Origin of the sequence: Paenibacillus sp. FSL R7-0333 (assembly GCF_038000365.1) — a bacterium.
Taxonomy (GTDB): domain Bacteria; phylum Bacillota; class Bacilli; order Paenibacillales; family Paenibacillaceae; genus Paenibacillus_AQ; species Paenibacillus_AQ silagei.
Genome location: NZ_JBBOBZ010000001.1, coordinates 4,541,083 through 4,554,283, shown reverse-complemented (window position 1 = coordinate 4,554,283; position 13,201 = coordinate 4,541,083). Strand labels below are relative to the sequence as shown.

The window sequence follows — 13,201 nt, the reverse complement described above, 5'->3', positions numbered from 1 at the left end:
TTTATATATGTCAATGGTTGTCATGTATAAGGTATATATTAGACAAGAGTACGGATTAGCGCAAATGATCTATCTAATCCGGGCATGATAGATGAAAGGGAGCGGATCAAATGACAAATCTGCAAGGGAAAGTGGCATTGGTAACAGGCGGGAGCAGGGGAGCGGGCAGAGGCATTGCACTGGAGCTGGCGAAGGCTGGTGCCTATGTATACATTACGGGCAGGAATGCCGGTATGCCGCAGGAGGGACAGGCAAGAACGCTTGAAGGGGTGCTGGCTGAGATCCGCCGCTCAGGCGGGGACGGAGCTGTGATCCGCTGTGATCATACCAATGACAGCGAGACAGAGGCTGTAATCCGGCAGATTAGCGCAGAGCAGGGCAGACTGGATATTCTGGTCAATAACGTCTGGGGCGGCAATACTCTCCCTATCGGGAATGAACCGTTCTGGGAGCAGCCGGTGCAGCATTGGGATCATATGTTCACTGCCGGTGTGAGGGCGCAGCTAATGACTAATTATTATGCTGTACCCCTGATGCGCAGGGAAGGAGCGGGGGCGGGTAAATTAATCGTCCATACGACCTTCTGGGACGAGTACAAGTACACGGGGAACTTCTATTATGATCTGTCCAAAAATGCACTGGTGCGCATGGCCTACGGATTATCCCTAGAAGTGGCTGCGGATGGCATCGCGGTGATTCCCGTCTCTCCCGGCTGGATGCGGACCGAGCTGGTCCTGGACAGCTTCGGCACAGATGAGGAGCACTGGCAGGAGGAGGAGGGGCTTCAGACCACTGAATCAACCGCTTATATCGGACGGGCAGTTGCAGCGCTTGCTGCTGATCCTGAAGTGATATCCATGACTGGTACTCCCCAGAAGGTAGGGGACCTGGCACGGAAATATGGCTTTACGGACACCGATGGCCGGCAGGTGCCAGCTTACCGGATTTCATAGTATAACGCAAAAACACTCTTTGGAAGTGCGCGGCCTGGGGCCTGCACTCCCGAAGAGTGTTTTATTGTGAAGAAATAAGAATTAGAGCAGAATGATCTCCTCAGCGGTGTTGATCTCCGGCAGTCCGGCCAGCTTCACCAGGACCTCCTTCGGCACACCCTTATCAACGGTCAGGAGCATAATGGCAGCTCCGCCGATGATCGTACGGCCAACCTGCATGGATGCGATATTGACGCCGTTCTCGCCAAGCAGGGTGCCGACGAGTCCGATGATACCCGGTTTGTCATTATGCGAGATCACAACCTGATGGCCTTCTGGAGCAATATCGACCGGGAACTTGTTGACCTTAACAATCCGTTCGCCATAGCCCTGCAGCAGGGTACCGGCGACCAGACGCTCTTCATCATGCTCAGCCTTGAGTGTTACCGTGATGAGGTTGGTGAAGCCTTTGGTTTTGGAAGCCTTGGTCACCACTACATTCACATCACGGGTCTTCGCCAGATGCATCGAGTTGACGATGTTCACATCTCCGGCAAAGTGGCGGGTGAGCACACCTTTGACGACATAGCGGGTGAGCGGCTGGGTATCCACATCCGAGAGATCACCGGCATATTCCACATGGATCTCGCGGATCGCTCCGTCCGTAATCTGCGTAGCGAAGCTGCCCAGCTTCTCGCCGAGGGTGAAGTACGGCTGCAGCTTACTCATCACGCTAGGTGCAACCGGCGGAATGTTTACCGCGTTGATGAACGGTTCGTTGCGCAGGATATGGAGGACCTGCTCGGATACATCGATGGCTACGTTCTCCTGGGCTTCAATCGTCGAAGCACCCAGATGCGGAGTCACGATAATCTTCGGATGTGTAAGGAACGGGTGGTCTGCTTCAGGCGGCTCCTTCTCGAAGACGTCGAACGCAGCACCGGCTACAATACCGCTGTCAATCGCTTCTACCAGCGCCATTTCATCGATGACACCGCCGCGGGCACAGTTGATGATGCGCATGCCTTTTTTCATCACTTCGAATTGCGGACGGGAGATCATGTGGCGGGTCTCCGGGGTGAGCGGTGTGTGAACGGTGATGAAGTCTGCACCGCGCACAATGTCGTCTACCGAAGCCAGCTTCACTTCCATTTTCTCTGCACGGTCAGCTGTCAGGAACGGGTCATAGGCCAGGATGCTCATGCCGAAGGCTTTGGCGCGCTTGGCCACCTCGCTGCCGATCCGGCCCATGCCGAGTACGCCCAGTGTCTTGCCGCGCAGCTCTACGCCGAGGAAGGTTTTTCTGTCCCATACGCCGGAAATCGTCTTCGCGTAGGCTTGAGGAATATGACGGGCCAAGGCCATCATCATGGCAAAAGCATGTTCACAGGTCGTAATGGTATTGCCGTCCGGAGCATTGATAACGACTACACCGCGCTGCGTGGCTGACTCCAGCTTGATGTTGTCCACGCCGACTCCGGCCCGGCCGATAACCTTGAGATTAGTACCGGCGGCGATAATTTTGTCCGTCACGGTAGTCTGGCTGCGAACGAGTAAGCCGTCATATTCGCCAATGATTGCAACTAGCTCATCTTCACTTAGTCCTGTTTTCTTGTCTACAGTCACATCGCTTGCGTCCATCAATTGCTGAATGCCCAAATCGCTGATCGGGTCCGATACTAATACTTTAAACATGGTCTCTTGTCCTCCTTCAAATGGGAAAGCTATTGTATATGCCAAGGATCACCGGGTAAGGCAATCCGCAGTACCAGAACTTACAAGAGCGTAATAAGCAGCTTGACATCGGGGTAACGCGCTGTCGCACAAAAGAAACAGCATGCAGCGGTACCGGATTCATAGGAATATGGCAATAAAAAAACTCCCAACCCCATACTACTGCCGTAGTAAGGGACGAGAGTTGTCGTGGTACCACCCTAATTCACTGCGACGGTTAAGAAGCAGCCTCATTGGCCTGCAAAGGCCACACTGGTAACGGAGTGATCCGATTGTATCTACTCTTGTGTTCAATACAATATCTCAGGAGCGCTAAAGATTAATGTCCGCCACCGGTTCTCACCACCCACCGGCTCTCTGAAGACTGCAAGTAATCTTTGTTCCATCATCGGTTTTGCTTGATTAATTTGTCATAATGTAACATGGTGATGCCAAGTGTGTCAATAGGATTCTTTTGCGCGGGTCCGCCTTGAAGTGGACCGTAAATTTCGTTATGATGCAATAACTGGTCCTACTCGTAGAAGAAAGGGAGCTGCGGCATGATCTCTTTGCCGTAATATTGTTCCCGCCACTTGATGAAGTCCTGCTCCTGCACCGCACCGGTGGAGATGAGCAGGGTGACGGAGGACTGGATATCATTCAGCTTCAGCGAGCTGGCGGTCCCGGAGTAGATCATGTCATCAATCTTGGCAGTGATATCCTGCGGATCATATCCGGCGTAGATGCCACGGTTGAGCATGATATTGGCGATGGAAGCATTCTTGAGCAAGAGCGGCATTTTTTTCCACTGAATGAAAGAGAGTGTCTTCAGTTCACCGGACTGCTGCGGAATGGACGGGTGGGTCTTCGACCCCCATTTCAGCATGGAATCATAGAAGTTCTTCTGGGCGAGCAGCCCGAATCTCACGGCACTGGTTGTGAAGTTGTCGCTTCTCAGCACTTTAGCGGCTTCGGCGCCGGAAGCTCCCGCAGTCACCTTACTGGAGGCTTGGGAGAAGAGTGTGAGACTCTTAAGAATATTGAGCTGAGATTCATAGAGCATCGGCGAATTGGTGAAGAGCGAATCCTGGGTTACCTTATCATACTGCTTGTCCGCGAGAATACTCAGATTCTTCAATGTTGCCGCATTCTGGCGTGCATCCGTGCTGCGGGCAAGAACGCCCACCTGTTCGTTCCAATTGCGCTTGAATTCCCGGTAAGGCAAAAATACGTTATGATAAAAGGTGACAAGATCCTGCTGCTGATAGGAGCCGGAGAATTCCTGGGCGCTTGGGTGGTCCTTCAGCTGTGAATACTTGGCCTCTGTCTTGTCAGCTCCAACCTTGACTCCCGTGAAAAATGAAGCGAATGCGGATATTAGAAAAAACAAAAAACCTAGTGTGTACATCATTTGAGTGCGGGAGGTACGGCTGTTCATGATTAAGTGCTCCTTCGTATAGGTAAATTAACTTATGTAAAAACATTTATAGAACAGGCAGGTTATAATGAAAAAATTCAAATTGGGTGACATCAAAATTAAAAAGGCCGATCCACAGCAGTTAACAGACAAGCTGTTACTTATTAATCTGTACATTACTCAGGGCCTTACCTTATTTATCGGTTTGATATGGATATTATTACAGAAAAGAAATCCTATTCACATATTAAATTTTCCGGATAGTGTACATTTCGTGTATTGGGGCCTTGGCCTTGCCGTTATTATGCTTGCTGTTGACTTCCTGCTGACCCATATTGTTCCTGAAGACAGCATGGATGACGGGGGGATTAATGAGCTACTGTTCGGCAAACGGCCGCTGTGGCATATTGTGGTCATTTCGGCGGTGGTTGCGGTGTGTGAGGAGCTGCTCTTCCGCGGAGCGATCCAGCATTCTCTCGGGCCTTACTGGACGAGTATACTGTTTGCCGTTATTCATGTCCGTTATCTGCGGCACTGGATTCCAACGGGCTGGGTCTTCCTCAGCAGCTATGGTCTTGGACTTATCTACATCCATTCGGGCAGTCTGTGGGCACCGATATTGTGCCATTTCCTTATAGATTTGTTCTCCGGTATGGTTATTCGTTACAGGAGGGTATCATGACAGAACAATTAAGCCGGGTAAGGTCCCGCCAGAAACAGCAGAAGAGAGAACAACAGCCTCCGGCCAGAGCGGGCAAGCGTCAGCCGGCTTCCGGGGCAGCAGAAGAGCGTGCGGGAAGTCCGGTACCGGTGGCAGGGACCCTGTCCAGAAAGGAGCGCTTATCCGGGCGCAGGGCCTCCGGGAAGCCGGAGCGTGAGGCGGCACAGCAGGAAGGGGAGCAGACTCCTTCGCGTGCGGAGAGCTATCCGTCAGAGAGAATCCGGTTCAGCAAAATGTTCATCAATTCGCTGATTGTTGTATTTCTGATGCTGCTGGGCTTCCTCCTGTGGTGGGGAATTAACGGGGCGCCGGATCTGGGCAGCCTATGGAGTTGACTGGGGTGCTCCTGATTCTATTAGGTGTGAGTCTTGGGGGAGCAGGGGGCATGGGTCTCCTTATGGTTGCTGCTGCCTTCAAAAAACGGTTGAATCATCTGGATATTGTACTGGACCGGCTTCCTGCCGCGTTCGACGGCTACCGGATACTGCTCATTACGGATATTCACCGCCGCCGTCTGCCGGAGGAGATGCTGACCCCGCTGCGGGGGAAGGTGGACGCTGTCTTCCTGGGCGGTGATATGACGGAGAAGGGCGCTCCCATAGAACGCCTGTTGAACAATATGACTCTGGCCGCTTCGGTTGCGCCTGTATATGCCGTACATGGGAATCATGATTACAGGGCGAACATCAATCTGGTGGATAACATCATCCGGGGAAGCGGAGCCAGGCTGCTGGTGGATGAGAACTGCGTCATTGAGCGGGACGGCGCACAGTTTATTCTGACCGGGGTGGATTTCCCGCGGCAAGGTGGCAAGAAGGCCTACGGGCCTCTGCCAGCTGTTGCGGATGCGGAAGTCTTCCGGATCATCCTCGTGCATGATCCGCTCTGGCTGTCCCGGCAGCAGGAGATTCCGGCTGACCTGATTCTGGCCGGGCACACCCATGGAGGCCAGGTTGTACTGCCCCTGATCGGGAACCGGCATACCGATGAGTTCTACCGCCGATATAATGCGGGGATGTATGAGATCCCCCGGAGCTATAATGCGGGTCTCCCGCCGCTGAAGATGCTGATCAGCCGGGGGTTCGGTACGGCGCATCTGCCGCTGCGCTGGCGCAGTCCGGCCGAGATGCATGTGCTGACCCTGTGCTGCGGACAGCAGCATTCCGGATCTCAGAGATTCAATGTGATGAACCCATAAGCATGACAAAAAAACGGCTGCCCTCCCAACGGGGCAGCCGTTTTTGCTTGTTCATTCTGCGCTTAGCGCATCTTCAGCTCAATGCTGCGCGGATCTACAAAGCTGTAGCCCTTGCCTTCAAGCGTAGTCAGCAGAGTGTCAAGCGCCTCTACCGTCCAAGGCAGCTCATGCATCAGAATATTGCTGCCGGAATGCAGCTGATCGGTTACATTCTTGATCAGCTTCTCCGTTTTGCCCGCATCCTTGGCCTTCATCTCCCAGTCGAGGGAGCCATTGGACCAGGTCATATAGAGCATGCCGTTTGCAGCGGCGATTTTTTTGCCTACGTCACCGCCGGCACCATGCGGCGGACGGAAGAAGTGAGGGGTCTCACCGGTGATTTCCTTGACGATATTCTGCACATCCTCAATCTGCTTCTTCACTTCGGCTTCCGGCTTATCCTTCAGTACGATGTGATCCCAGCTATGGTTGCCGAGTACGCCGCCCCGCTTGTGGATCAGCTCCAGCAGCTCGGGATGCTCCTTCACCCGGTACCCGTTGACGAAGAAGATCGCTTTGGCCTTGTGCTTGTCCAGTGTATCCATCAGCGGATTGATTAATTCCGCTTCCTTCGGCCCGTCGTCGAAGGTCAGCAGGACTACCTTCTTATTCGTGGCCGGATCATTCGGGACAATGTCATAATTCTTGTTCATATGATACAGCAGCGGCACCTGCGCATCGCTGGCTGCCGCAGGCGTGGCCTCCGGTGATGCAGTTGCCTCAGGTGCAGCTGATGCTGTTACCTCAGGTGCAGGAGATGCGGCTGTCTCCGCCGCCTCTGTTGCTGCCGCAGGCAGTGGCGTCTTCTCCGCCGCCTGGCTGCCTGTATTTCCACTGTTGCTGCAAGCTGACAGCAGACAAGCCGCCAAAAGCAGCGTTATTGTTGCTTTACCCACTTTTTTCATCTCGCTTTCTTGTTGTTTGGCTGTATGAGCGGCTACCTTTCCGCGAACACTAAGCATGATTTTACCATACAAGGAGGTTGGAGATATGAATACTTCGTCATTTCTGTGCGGGGTGCTGATTGGTGCAGCCGCCAGTATGATTATGTCCAAAAAACGCAGTGCCATGATGTCTGCCTTACTTCACTCGAATGGTTCTTCCTATAATGCGGGTGACAAGGCCAAGGACAAAATTATGGGAATGGCCATGACCGGCTTCGGCAGCACGGCAGCGGGCAGCAGCCATGAACACTCCGGCTCACATGTATCCGGCGGTGGCGATCATAAAGAGGATTCCCCGTTAAAGTCCAAAGAATCAAATCTGAACATGCTGAAGGATTTCATCCGCAGCAACCCTGATGTGAAGCATGAAGTCGAGCAGATTCTCAAAGATACTCATACCGCCATACCCGGTTTGTAACCGGATTTAACCGCTGCAGAATCATTTTGGCGATGCCGGCATCGCTGAAGTGATTCTTTTTTAATATGGCTTTACATATAATGGGCAGCAAATTGGGCTGAATCTATATTTATTTACGTGCATTTGTAGCTTCAAAATGATAACATACATACATAGTAACCATTTTTGGCTCATTACTCGGGACTCATCATACATTAATATTAAATGAGCTTGCAAAAGGAGGATCCTGTCATGAGAATAGAGCGATTAAGTCAAGATAAGATACGGATTTTCCTCACTTTTGACGACCTGAGCGAGCGGGGCATCCAGAAGGAAGACATGTGGCAGGAGGTTCCCAAGGTGCACGACCTCTTTACGGAAATGATGGATCAGGCGTACAGCGAGCTTGGTTTTGACGCTACGGGTCCGCTTGCCGTGGAAGTGTTCGCATTGCCCGCGCAAGGCATGGTCGTTATTGTGACCCGGGGGAAATATGATCACCATCAGTACGGTGGGGCCGGGGAAGATGAATTGCCTGAAGAGATTTATGAAATGGAAGTTACTCTTGAACAAAGCGACTCCATTGTATATGCATTCCGCGATTTCGAGGTTCTGGTGGAAGCGGCTCATGTGCTCATCGGCAATATTACTTCTCAAGGACAACTGTATTCTTATAATGATAAATGGTACCTCTACTTCGATCCGAAGGAATTTGAAGAGGCTGCACTGTCAGGGCTGGTAGGCGTGCTCGCTGAATTCGGAGATTCCTCTCCGGTAACTCAGGCTGTTCTGGCCGAATACGGCAAGACGGTTATGGCGGAGAATGCGATTCAGACGCTGTGCAATCATTTCAAACGCCAGGAATAAGAGATAGTGGGAAGGTACCAGTCCGGCCATAACGGCTTCAGCAGAGATTAGGTATTAGCGCAAGGGAGGCTATTCGGTGCTTTTGTTATCGGTCATTTCGTCAGCAGTTGCACCGGGACTTGCGCTGCTGACTTTTTTCTATCTGAAAGACAAGTATGATCAGGAACCGCTCCATATGGTGCTTAAGGTGTTCCTGCTTGGCCTGATGATTGTGCTGCCGGTGATGATTATCCAGAGGGGACTTGTGCTGGGGCTGGACGGCGGTCCTTATGTGGATTCCTTTCTGATCTCAGCCGGGGTGGAAGAGGCCCTGAAGTGGTTTGTGCTGTACCATATGATTTACAATCATACCGAATTTGACGAGCCCTATGATGGAATACTATACGCCGTAGCGATTTCGCTCGGCTTCGCAACAATAGAGAATGTAATGTATGCGTGGTACAGCAATGCTTCAATCGGCACCATGATTCTAAGGGCGCTGCTTCCAGTCTCCGGACATGCCATGTTCGGGGTAATTATGGGCTACCATATGGGCAGAGCCAAGTTCTCCGGCGGGGTCAAGACCCGTAAGATTCTGCTGATTTCATTGCTTCTGCCCTGGCTGTGGCATGGAATCTATGATTTTCTGCTCGCGACGACAGCTAATTACTGGATCTGGTTTATCGTGCCCCTGATGGCAGTTTTATGGTACAGAGGCATGGGGAAGGTAGCGCGGGCCAACAGCCGTTCCCCGTTTCGCTTTTTGAAGCGTGAGGAAGAGGTTAACCTATAATCGAGATGGACACACTTAATCCTACAGGGCAGTTCCTTAAGGCGAGGAATTCCAGAAAGGAGAGAGAGGTGTCTTTTTTTGCGAGTAAAAGTTCGGATTGTCTGCAAGCAGTGCGGCGAAACCTACATATTAAGAGGGAACAAGGAGCAGGGTGTTGTCCAGACCGGCTTCAAGCAATGTCTGTGCAGCTGTGTAAGCGGCTTTGAGATTGAGGAACGGGCCTGAAGACCGGATTCTTGAAAAAGTGCATAAGACTTCTCAGTTATTGTCAAACTAACGGCAATAAGCTACTGAAAGGAGCTATGCGGACCTATGTACAAAAGATTAAGTGCCATAATGTTCCCGCTTACTGCACTCTTGCTGCTTGGAGCGCTCGTCTGGGGGTATCAGGAGAATCAGGAGAAGAATTCGATTCTGATCAAAGCGGAGAACCAGTATCAGCGCGCGTTCCATGATCTCTCCTTCCATGTGGAGCGGCTTCACGGCGAGCTGGGCAATACGCTTGCGGTGAACACTACCTCTAATGGAATGCACCGCAAGGGATTGGTCAATGTATGGCGGATTACCAGCGAGGCGCAGAACGAGATCAATCAGCTGCCGCTGACGCTGCTGCCGTTCAGTGAGACGGAGGAGTTCCTCTCTAAGATCTCTAATTTCTCCTACAAGGCTGCGGTGCGTGACTTCACGAAGAAGCCGCTGACAGAGGGGGAAATGGCGAATCTGAAGACGCTCTACCAGAATTCGGCTGAAATCTCCAAGGACCTGCAGAAGGTTCAGGACAAGGTCATCGGCAAAAAGCTGCGCTGGATGGATGTAGAGACTGCACTGGCTACAGAGCAGAAGGCCGAAGACAACACGATCATCGACGGATTCAAAACCGTGGATAAACGCGTGGCGGCATACCCGGAGCTGGACTACGGCCCTTCGGTTGCAAGTATCTATGATAAGCGGTCGGTGAAAAAGCTGGGCGGCAAGCCGGTTACCGCTGACCAGATCAAGGGCAAGGCGATGAAGTTCGCCGAGCTGGGCGGGAAGGCACAGGTGAAGATTCAGGAGAATGGGAAGGGAACGGAGTGGGCTTCTTATACAGCCACTGTGACTTCCAGTGACCATAAGGAGCCGGTCTCGATGGACTTCACGGCGGAAGGCGGACTGCTGATCTCTTACAACGACAACCGCGAGGTAGGGCCGGCCAAAGTATCCATGAAGCAGGCTGTGGAGAAGGCGGGTAAGTTCCTGGAGAAGAAGGGCTATCCCGGCATGACCGCAGTCAGTGCGGACCGGTACGATAATCTGGGCAATCTGACCTTTGTCAGCAGCCAGGACGGCGTTCTTATCTATCCCGAGAAAATGACGGTTCGTGTCGGGCTGGATACGGGGGAAGCCATAGGGTTTCAGGCAAGCGACTATGTGAATGAGCATAAGGAGAAGCGTGTGCTGCCGAAGCCGAAGCTGTCCCTGGCGGAAGCCAGAGCGATGCTTAACCCGGAGTTCAAGGAGCTCTATAACCGGCTGGCCTGGATCGAGAATGAAGATGCGGTGGAGCTGCTGACGTATGAATTCGGCGGCAAAATCAACGGCTCACAGTTCAGGATTTATCTGAACGCCGATGACGGCAATGAGGAAGCGGTGGAGCAGGTGCGCACCTCTTCGGGGGCACAGGATAAATAGCCGGACTTTCCATGGGGACAGCTAAAACCGGCTCTATAAAGAAGGCGCATTTCCGGAAACGGAGGGCGTCTTTTTTTTGATGCTGAAAATATAGGTTGCACGCCGGTTGCGGCTGTTGGTGTTCAACGCCTAATAATATTTCTGACCTGCCTCAAGAGGGCATGCTATAATCGGTTTAGCATTTATTACTAACTCAAGCGGCGGTGACAGGTTTGTATCCCAAAATCAATGAATATCTATACCTCCAGGTCGCATCCAGCGATGCGGCAGAGTCTGAGATCCAGTACCGGGCAAGGATTGCTGACATGGAGGATGAGAGTATCCTGATAGAGATCCCTATGCAGGAGAGCAACGGCCGGCTTAAGAAGCTGTTCGTCGGTGATGAGTTGTCGGTGTATTTTCTCACAGAGGGCGGCATCAAGAATTACTTCAATACTCATGTGCTCGGCTTCAAGGAAGATGTCATCCGGATGGTCCGGCTGCGCAAGCCTGCGGCGGAGTCCATCTTCAAAATTCAGCGGCGCAGCTTCTTCCGTGTCAATGCCGAGCTGGAGCTGGCCGTGAAGGATGCCCTGGGCAGCCGTTTTCTGGTGCGCACCGAGGATATCGGCGGCGGCGGGACATCATTCTTAAGCGATGCCAAAATTACATTAGAGGTGGCCGACAAGCTGGCCTGCTGGCTGCTCGTCTCCTACCGCAACGGAAGCACGGAGCATGTTAATTTTGAAGGCGAGATTGTACGGATCAAACCGCTGGAGACCGGACGGAATCTGGTTATGGTTAAATTCTCGGCCATTTCCGATACGGAGCGGCAAAAAATTATCCGGTACTGCTTTGAACGCCAGTTTGATTTCCGCAACCGCTGATTCCTTGCGCAGGAATCTTCAAGAGGGCCCTGAATCAGCTTTTTTCTCCCTAAAAAACCTCAATGTCATTTTGCACTGGGGTTCAAACTGTGGTATAATTTTATAAGTCGCAGGCAATGCCTGCTTTTTTCTTGAGAATATCAGCAAGTTCCAAGAGAGATATGTCGATATGCGTATTTCTGCGGAAGAGTGTTTGAGGAGGAATGCCCCGTTGGACAGGCAGGATACACATACTAACGACCGAATTAACGTCGCCATCGACGGACCTGCCGGGGCAGGCAAGAGCACTGTAGCCCGATTGGTAGCACGGGAGCTGTCTTACATTTATGTAGACACGGGTGCCATGTACCGGGCAATCACCTGGTATATGCTTCGTGAAGGCATAGCTGCAGAGAATCATGAGCTGGTGGACCGGAAGGTCCAGAATATGGCGATTGAGCTTCTGCCTGAGAAAGATGTGCAGAAAGTGCTGATTAATGGGGAAGACATGACCCCGCATATCCGCAGTCTTCAGGTCAGCGGCCAGGTGTCGCAGTATTCGAAGATTGAGGGTGTTAGATCCAGACTGAGTCACTTGCAGCGTCAGATGGCGCTCCGCAAGGGAGTCGTGATGGATGGCCGGGATATCGGTACAACCGTACTGCCGGATGCCGAAGTGAAGATTTTCATGACGGCAAGTGTGGAGGAGCGTGCTCTCCGTCGTTACAAGGAACTGAAGGATACGGAAACAGTGACTCTCCAGCAGCTTGAACATGATATTGCAGCGCGGGACCGGCTTGATGAAGGCCGGGAGATTTCACCGCTGTGCCGTGCCGAGGATGCTATTCTTCTGGATACGACGCATATGGATATCCTTCAGGCCGTGGAAGCCATCGTCTCCCACTGCAGAACCTATGTTAACGGGGAGAGAAATCATCTATGATTTATGCATTTTGCGTGGCCTTGCTTCGTATGATTTATGCCATACTGTTCCCGCTCAAGATTGTGGGAAGAGAGAATGTGCCGAAGGAGGGTGGAGTCCTGCTCTGCGCGAATCACATCAGCCTGCTTGATCCCATGACGATCGGCATTAAGCTGAAGCGACAGGTAAGATATATGGCCAAGGCGGAATTGTTCAATGTTCCGGTGCTGGGCTGGCTCATTAAGCAATTGGGCGCATTTCCTGTCAAGCGTGGCGGCGTAAGCAAAGAATCCATTAAGACGTCCCTCAATACGCTTCGCAGCGGACATGTGATGGGCATCTTCCCGGAAGGAACGCGGAACTCCGATTCAGGTTCAGCCAAGAAGGGTGCGGCAAGCTTCGCGCTCCGCAGCGGCGCAGCCGTTGTACCGGCAGCCATTATCGGGTCCTACAAGCCGTTCCGCCGGATGACTGTTGTATATGGGGCGCCCATAGACCTCAGCGCATTTGAAGGTGCGGGAAGTGATTCTCTGGACGCTGTAACCGATGTTATTATGGGACGCATCCATGAAATGATCAGTACCGGCAAGCCCAGTTCGCGGTAAGTCCGGGAGTCAATCTTCTGTTTCTGTGAATAGCTTATAAATTACAGCATAACCGCTATTTTTTGGAACATACTAATCAACAAAATGAAATGGTTTAACGAAGCAATGATTGTTTTGAACCCTGCTCTACGCGGGTTTAAATAAATGGGGTTTTGAAT

Annotated in this window: 15 protein-coding genes and 1 other annotated feature; of the genes, 12 read left to right on the top strand and 3 right to left on the bottom strand. The window is 52.1% G+C overall.

The features are described 5' to 3' along the window. Window positions 1-110: 110 nt before the first annotated feature. Window positions 111-953, top strand: a complete 843-nt coding sequence (locus MKY86_RS19315; RefSeq protein ID WP_076079159.1) for an SDR family NAD(P)-dependent oxidoreductase — start codon at window positions 111-113, stop codon at window positions 951-953. An 81-nt stretch (window positions 954-1,034) separates the two neighbouring features. Here the strand turns inward: MKY86_RS19315 and serA are convergent, their stop codons facing one another. Together serA and MKY86_RS19305 are read right to left on the bottom strand one after the other, a co-directional pair. Continuing rightward, complete coding sequence (gene serA, locus MKY86_RS19310; protein WP_076079160.1) at window positions 1,035-2,627, bottom strand: phosphoglycerate dehydrogenase; 1,593 nt, start codon at window positions 2,625-2,627, stop codon at window positions 1,035-1,037. A 209-nt stretch (window positions 2,628-2,836) separates the two neighbouring features. Further along, window positions 2,837-3,064: a binding site (T-box leader), on the bottom strand. A 113-nt stretch (window positions 3,065-3,177) separates the two neighbouring features. Next, entirely contained in the window at window positions 3,178-4,083 is a 906-nt protein-coding gene (locus tag MKY86_RS19305; protein WP_036727342.1) for a hypothetical protein, read from the bottom strand. Between the two features lie 67 nt (window positions 4,084-4,150). On the opposite strand from MKY86_RS19305, the gene MKY86_RS19300 reads away from it, so the two are divergent. From MKY86_RS19300 to MKY86_RS19290, 3 genes are read left to right on the top strand one after another with little or no spacing between them, the layout of a single operon-like run. After that, entirely contained in the window at window positions 4,151-4,744 is a 594-nt protein-coding gene (locus MKY86_RS19300) for a CPBP family intramembrane glutamic endopeptidase (RefSeq protein ID WP_036698166.1), read from the top strand. After that, window positions 4,741-5,118: a hypothetical protein gene (locus tag MKY86_RS19295; protein WP_076079161.1), complete on the top strand. Its 378-nt coding sequence runs from the start codon at window positions 4,741-4,743 to the stop codon at window positions 5,116-5,118. Before MKY86_RS19300 ends, MKY86_RS19295 begins: the two co-directional genes overlap by 4 nt. A 50-nt stretch (window positions 5,119-5,168) precedes the next feature. Further along, window positions 5,169-5,981, top strand: a complete 813-nt coding sequence (locus MKY86_RS19290; RefSeq protein ID WP_340827344.1) for a metallophosphoesterase — start codon at window positions 5,169-5,171, stop codon at window positions 5,979-5,981. 62 nt (window positions 5,982-6,043) lie between these two features. Here the strand turns inward: MKY86_RS19290 and MKY86_RS19285 are convergent, their stop codons facing one another. Further along, window positions 6,044-6,916: a polysaccharide deacetylase family protein gene (locus tag MKY86_RS19285; RefSeq protein ID WP_076079253.1), complete on the bottom strand. Its 873-nt coding sequence runs from the start codon at window positions 6,914-6,916 to the stop codon at window positions 6,044-6,046. Window positions 6,917-7,010: 94 nt separating this feature from the next. Here MKY86_RS19285 and MKY86_RS19280 point away from each other — a divergent pair, with 94 nt between their 5' ends. The 8 genes from MKY86_RS19280 (at window position 7,011) to MKY86_RS19245 (ending at window position 13,043) form a co-directional block, all read left to right on the top strand. Next, the gene (locus tag MKY86_RS19280; protein ID WP_076079163.1) at window positions 7,011-7,382 is read left to right on the top strand and encodes a hypothetical protein; all 372 of its coding nucleotides are present in this window, start codon (window positions 7,011-7,013) and stop codon (window positions 7,380-7,382) included. A gap of 231 nt (window positions 7,383-7,613) precedes the next feature. Then, complete coding sequence (locus MKY86_RS19275; RefSeq protein ID WP_036698160.1) at window positions 7,614-8,228, top strand: genetic competence negative regulator; 615 nt, start codon at window positions 7,614-7,616, stop codon at window positions 8,226-8,228. 76 nt (window positions 8,229-8,304) lie between these two features. Next, a complete protein-coding gene (gene prsW, locus MKY86_RS19270) occupies window positions 8,305-9,000 on the top strand; it encodes a glutamic-type intramembrane protease PrsW (RefSeq protein ID WP_036727336.1) in 696 nt (231 codons plus the stop codon). Between the two features lie 78 nt (window positions 9,001-9,078). Next, a complete protein-coding gene (locus MKY86_RS19265) occupies window positions 9,079-9,225 on the top strand; it encodes a hypothetical protein (RefSeq protein ID WP_179090427.1) in 147 nt (48 codons plus the stop codon). A gap of 87 nt (window positions 9,226-9,312) precedes the next feature. Continuing rightward, window positions 9,313-10,671: a germination protein YpeB gene (gene ypeB / locus MKY86_RS19260; protein ID WP_076079164.1), complete on the top strand. Its 1,359-nt coding sequence runs from the start codon at window positions 9,313-9,315 to the stop codon at window positions 10,669-10,671. A 212-nt stretch (window positions 10,672-10,883) separates the two neighbouring features. Beyond that, complete coding sequence (locus MKY86_RS19255; protein WP_340827342.1) at window positions 10,884-11,537, top strand: flagellar brake protein; 654 nt, start codon at window positions 10,884-10,886, stop codon at window positions 11,535-11,537. Window positions 11,538-11,748: 211 nt separating this feature from the next. Continuing rightward, a complete protein-coding gene (cmk, locus tag MKY86_RS19250) occupies window positions 11,749-12,459 on the top strand; it encodes a (d)CMP kinase (RefSeq protein WP_036727330.1) in 711 nt (236 codons plus the stop codon). Continuing rightward, a complete protein-coding gene (locus MKY86_RS19245; protein WP_036727329.1) occupies window positions 12,456-13,043 on the top strand; it encodes a lysophospholipid acyltransferase family protein in 588 nt (195 codons plus the stop codon). The genes cmk and MKY86_RS19245 overlap by 4 nt, the downstream gene beginning before the upstream one ends. The last annotated feature ends 158 nt before the right edge of the window (window positions 13,044-13,201 follow it).

Coding starts and splice junctions, on each gene's coding strand:
- MKY86_RS19305 (WP_036727342.1), bottom strand. CDS start 4,083: ATGAACAGCCGTACCTCCCGCACTCAAATGATGTACACACTAGGTTTT.
- MKY86_RS19245 (WP_036727329.1), top strand. CDS start 12,456: ATGATTTATGCATTTTGCGTGGCCTTGCTTCGTATGATTTATGCCATA.
- serA (WP_076079160.1), bottom strand. CDS start 2,627: ATGTTTAAAGTATTAGTATCGGACCCGATCAGCGATTTGGGCATTCAG.
- MKY86_RS19300 (WP_036698166.1), top strand. CDS start 4,151: ATGAAAAAATTCAAATTGGGTGACATCAAAATTAAAAAGGCCGATCCA.
- MKY86_RS19275 (WP_036698160.1), top strand. CDS start 7,614: ATGAGAATAGAGCGATTAAGTCAAGATAAGATACGGATTTTCCTCACT.
- MKY86_RS19295 (WP_076079161.1), top strand. CDS start 4,741: ATGACAGAACAATTAAGCCGGGTAAGGTCCCGCCAGAAACAGCAGAAG.
- MKY86_RS19315 (WP_076079159.1), top strand. CDS start 111: ATGACAAATCTGCAAGGGAAAGTGGCATTGGTAACAGGCGGGAGCAGG.
- ypeB (WP_076079164.1), top strand. CDS start 9,313: ATGTACAAAAGATTAAGTGCCATAATGTTCCCGCTTACTGCACTCTTG.
- MKY86_RS19290 (WP_340827344.1), top strand. CDS start 5,169: ATGGGTCTCCTTATGGTTGCTGCTGCCTTCAAAAAACGGTTGAATCAT.
- MKY86_RS19280 (WP_076079163.1), top strand. CDS start 7,011: ATGAATACTTCGTCATTTCTGTGCGGGGTGCTGATTGGTGCAGCCGCC.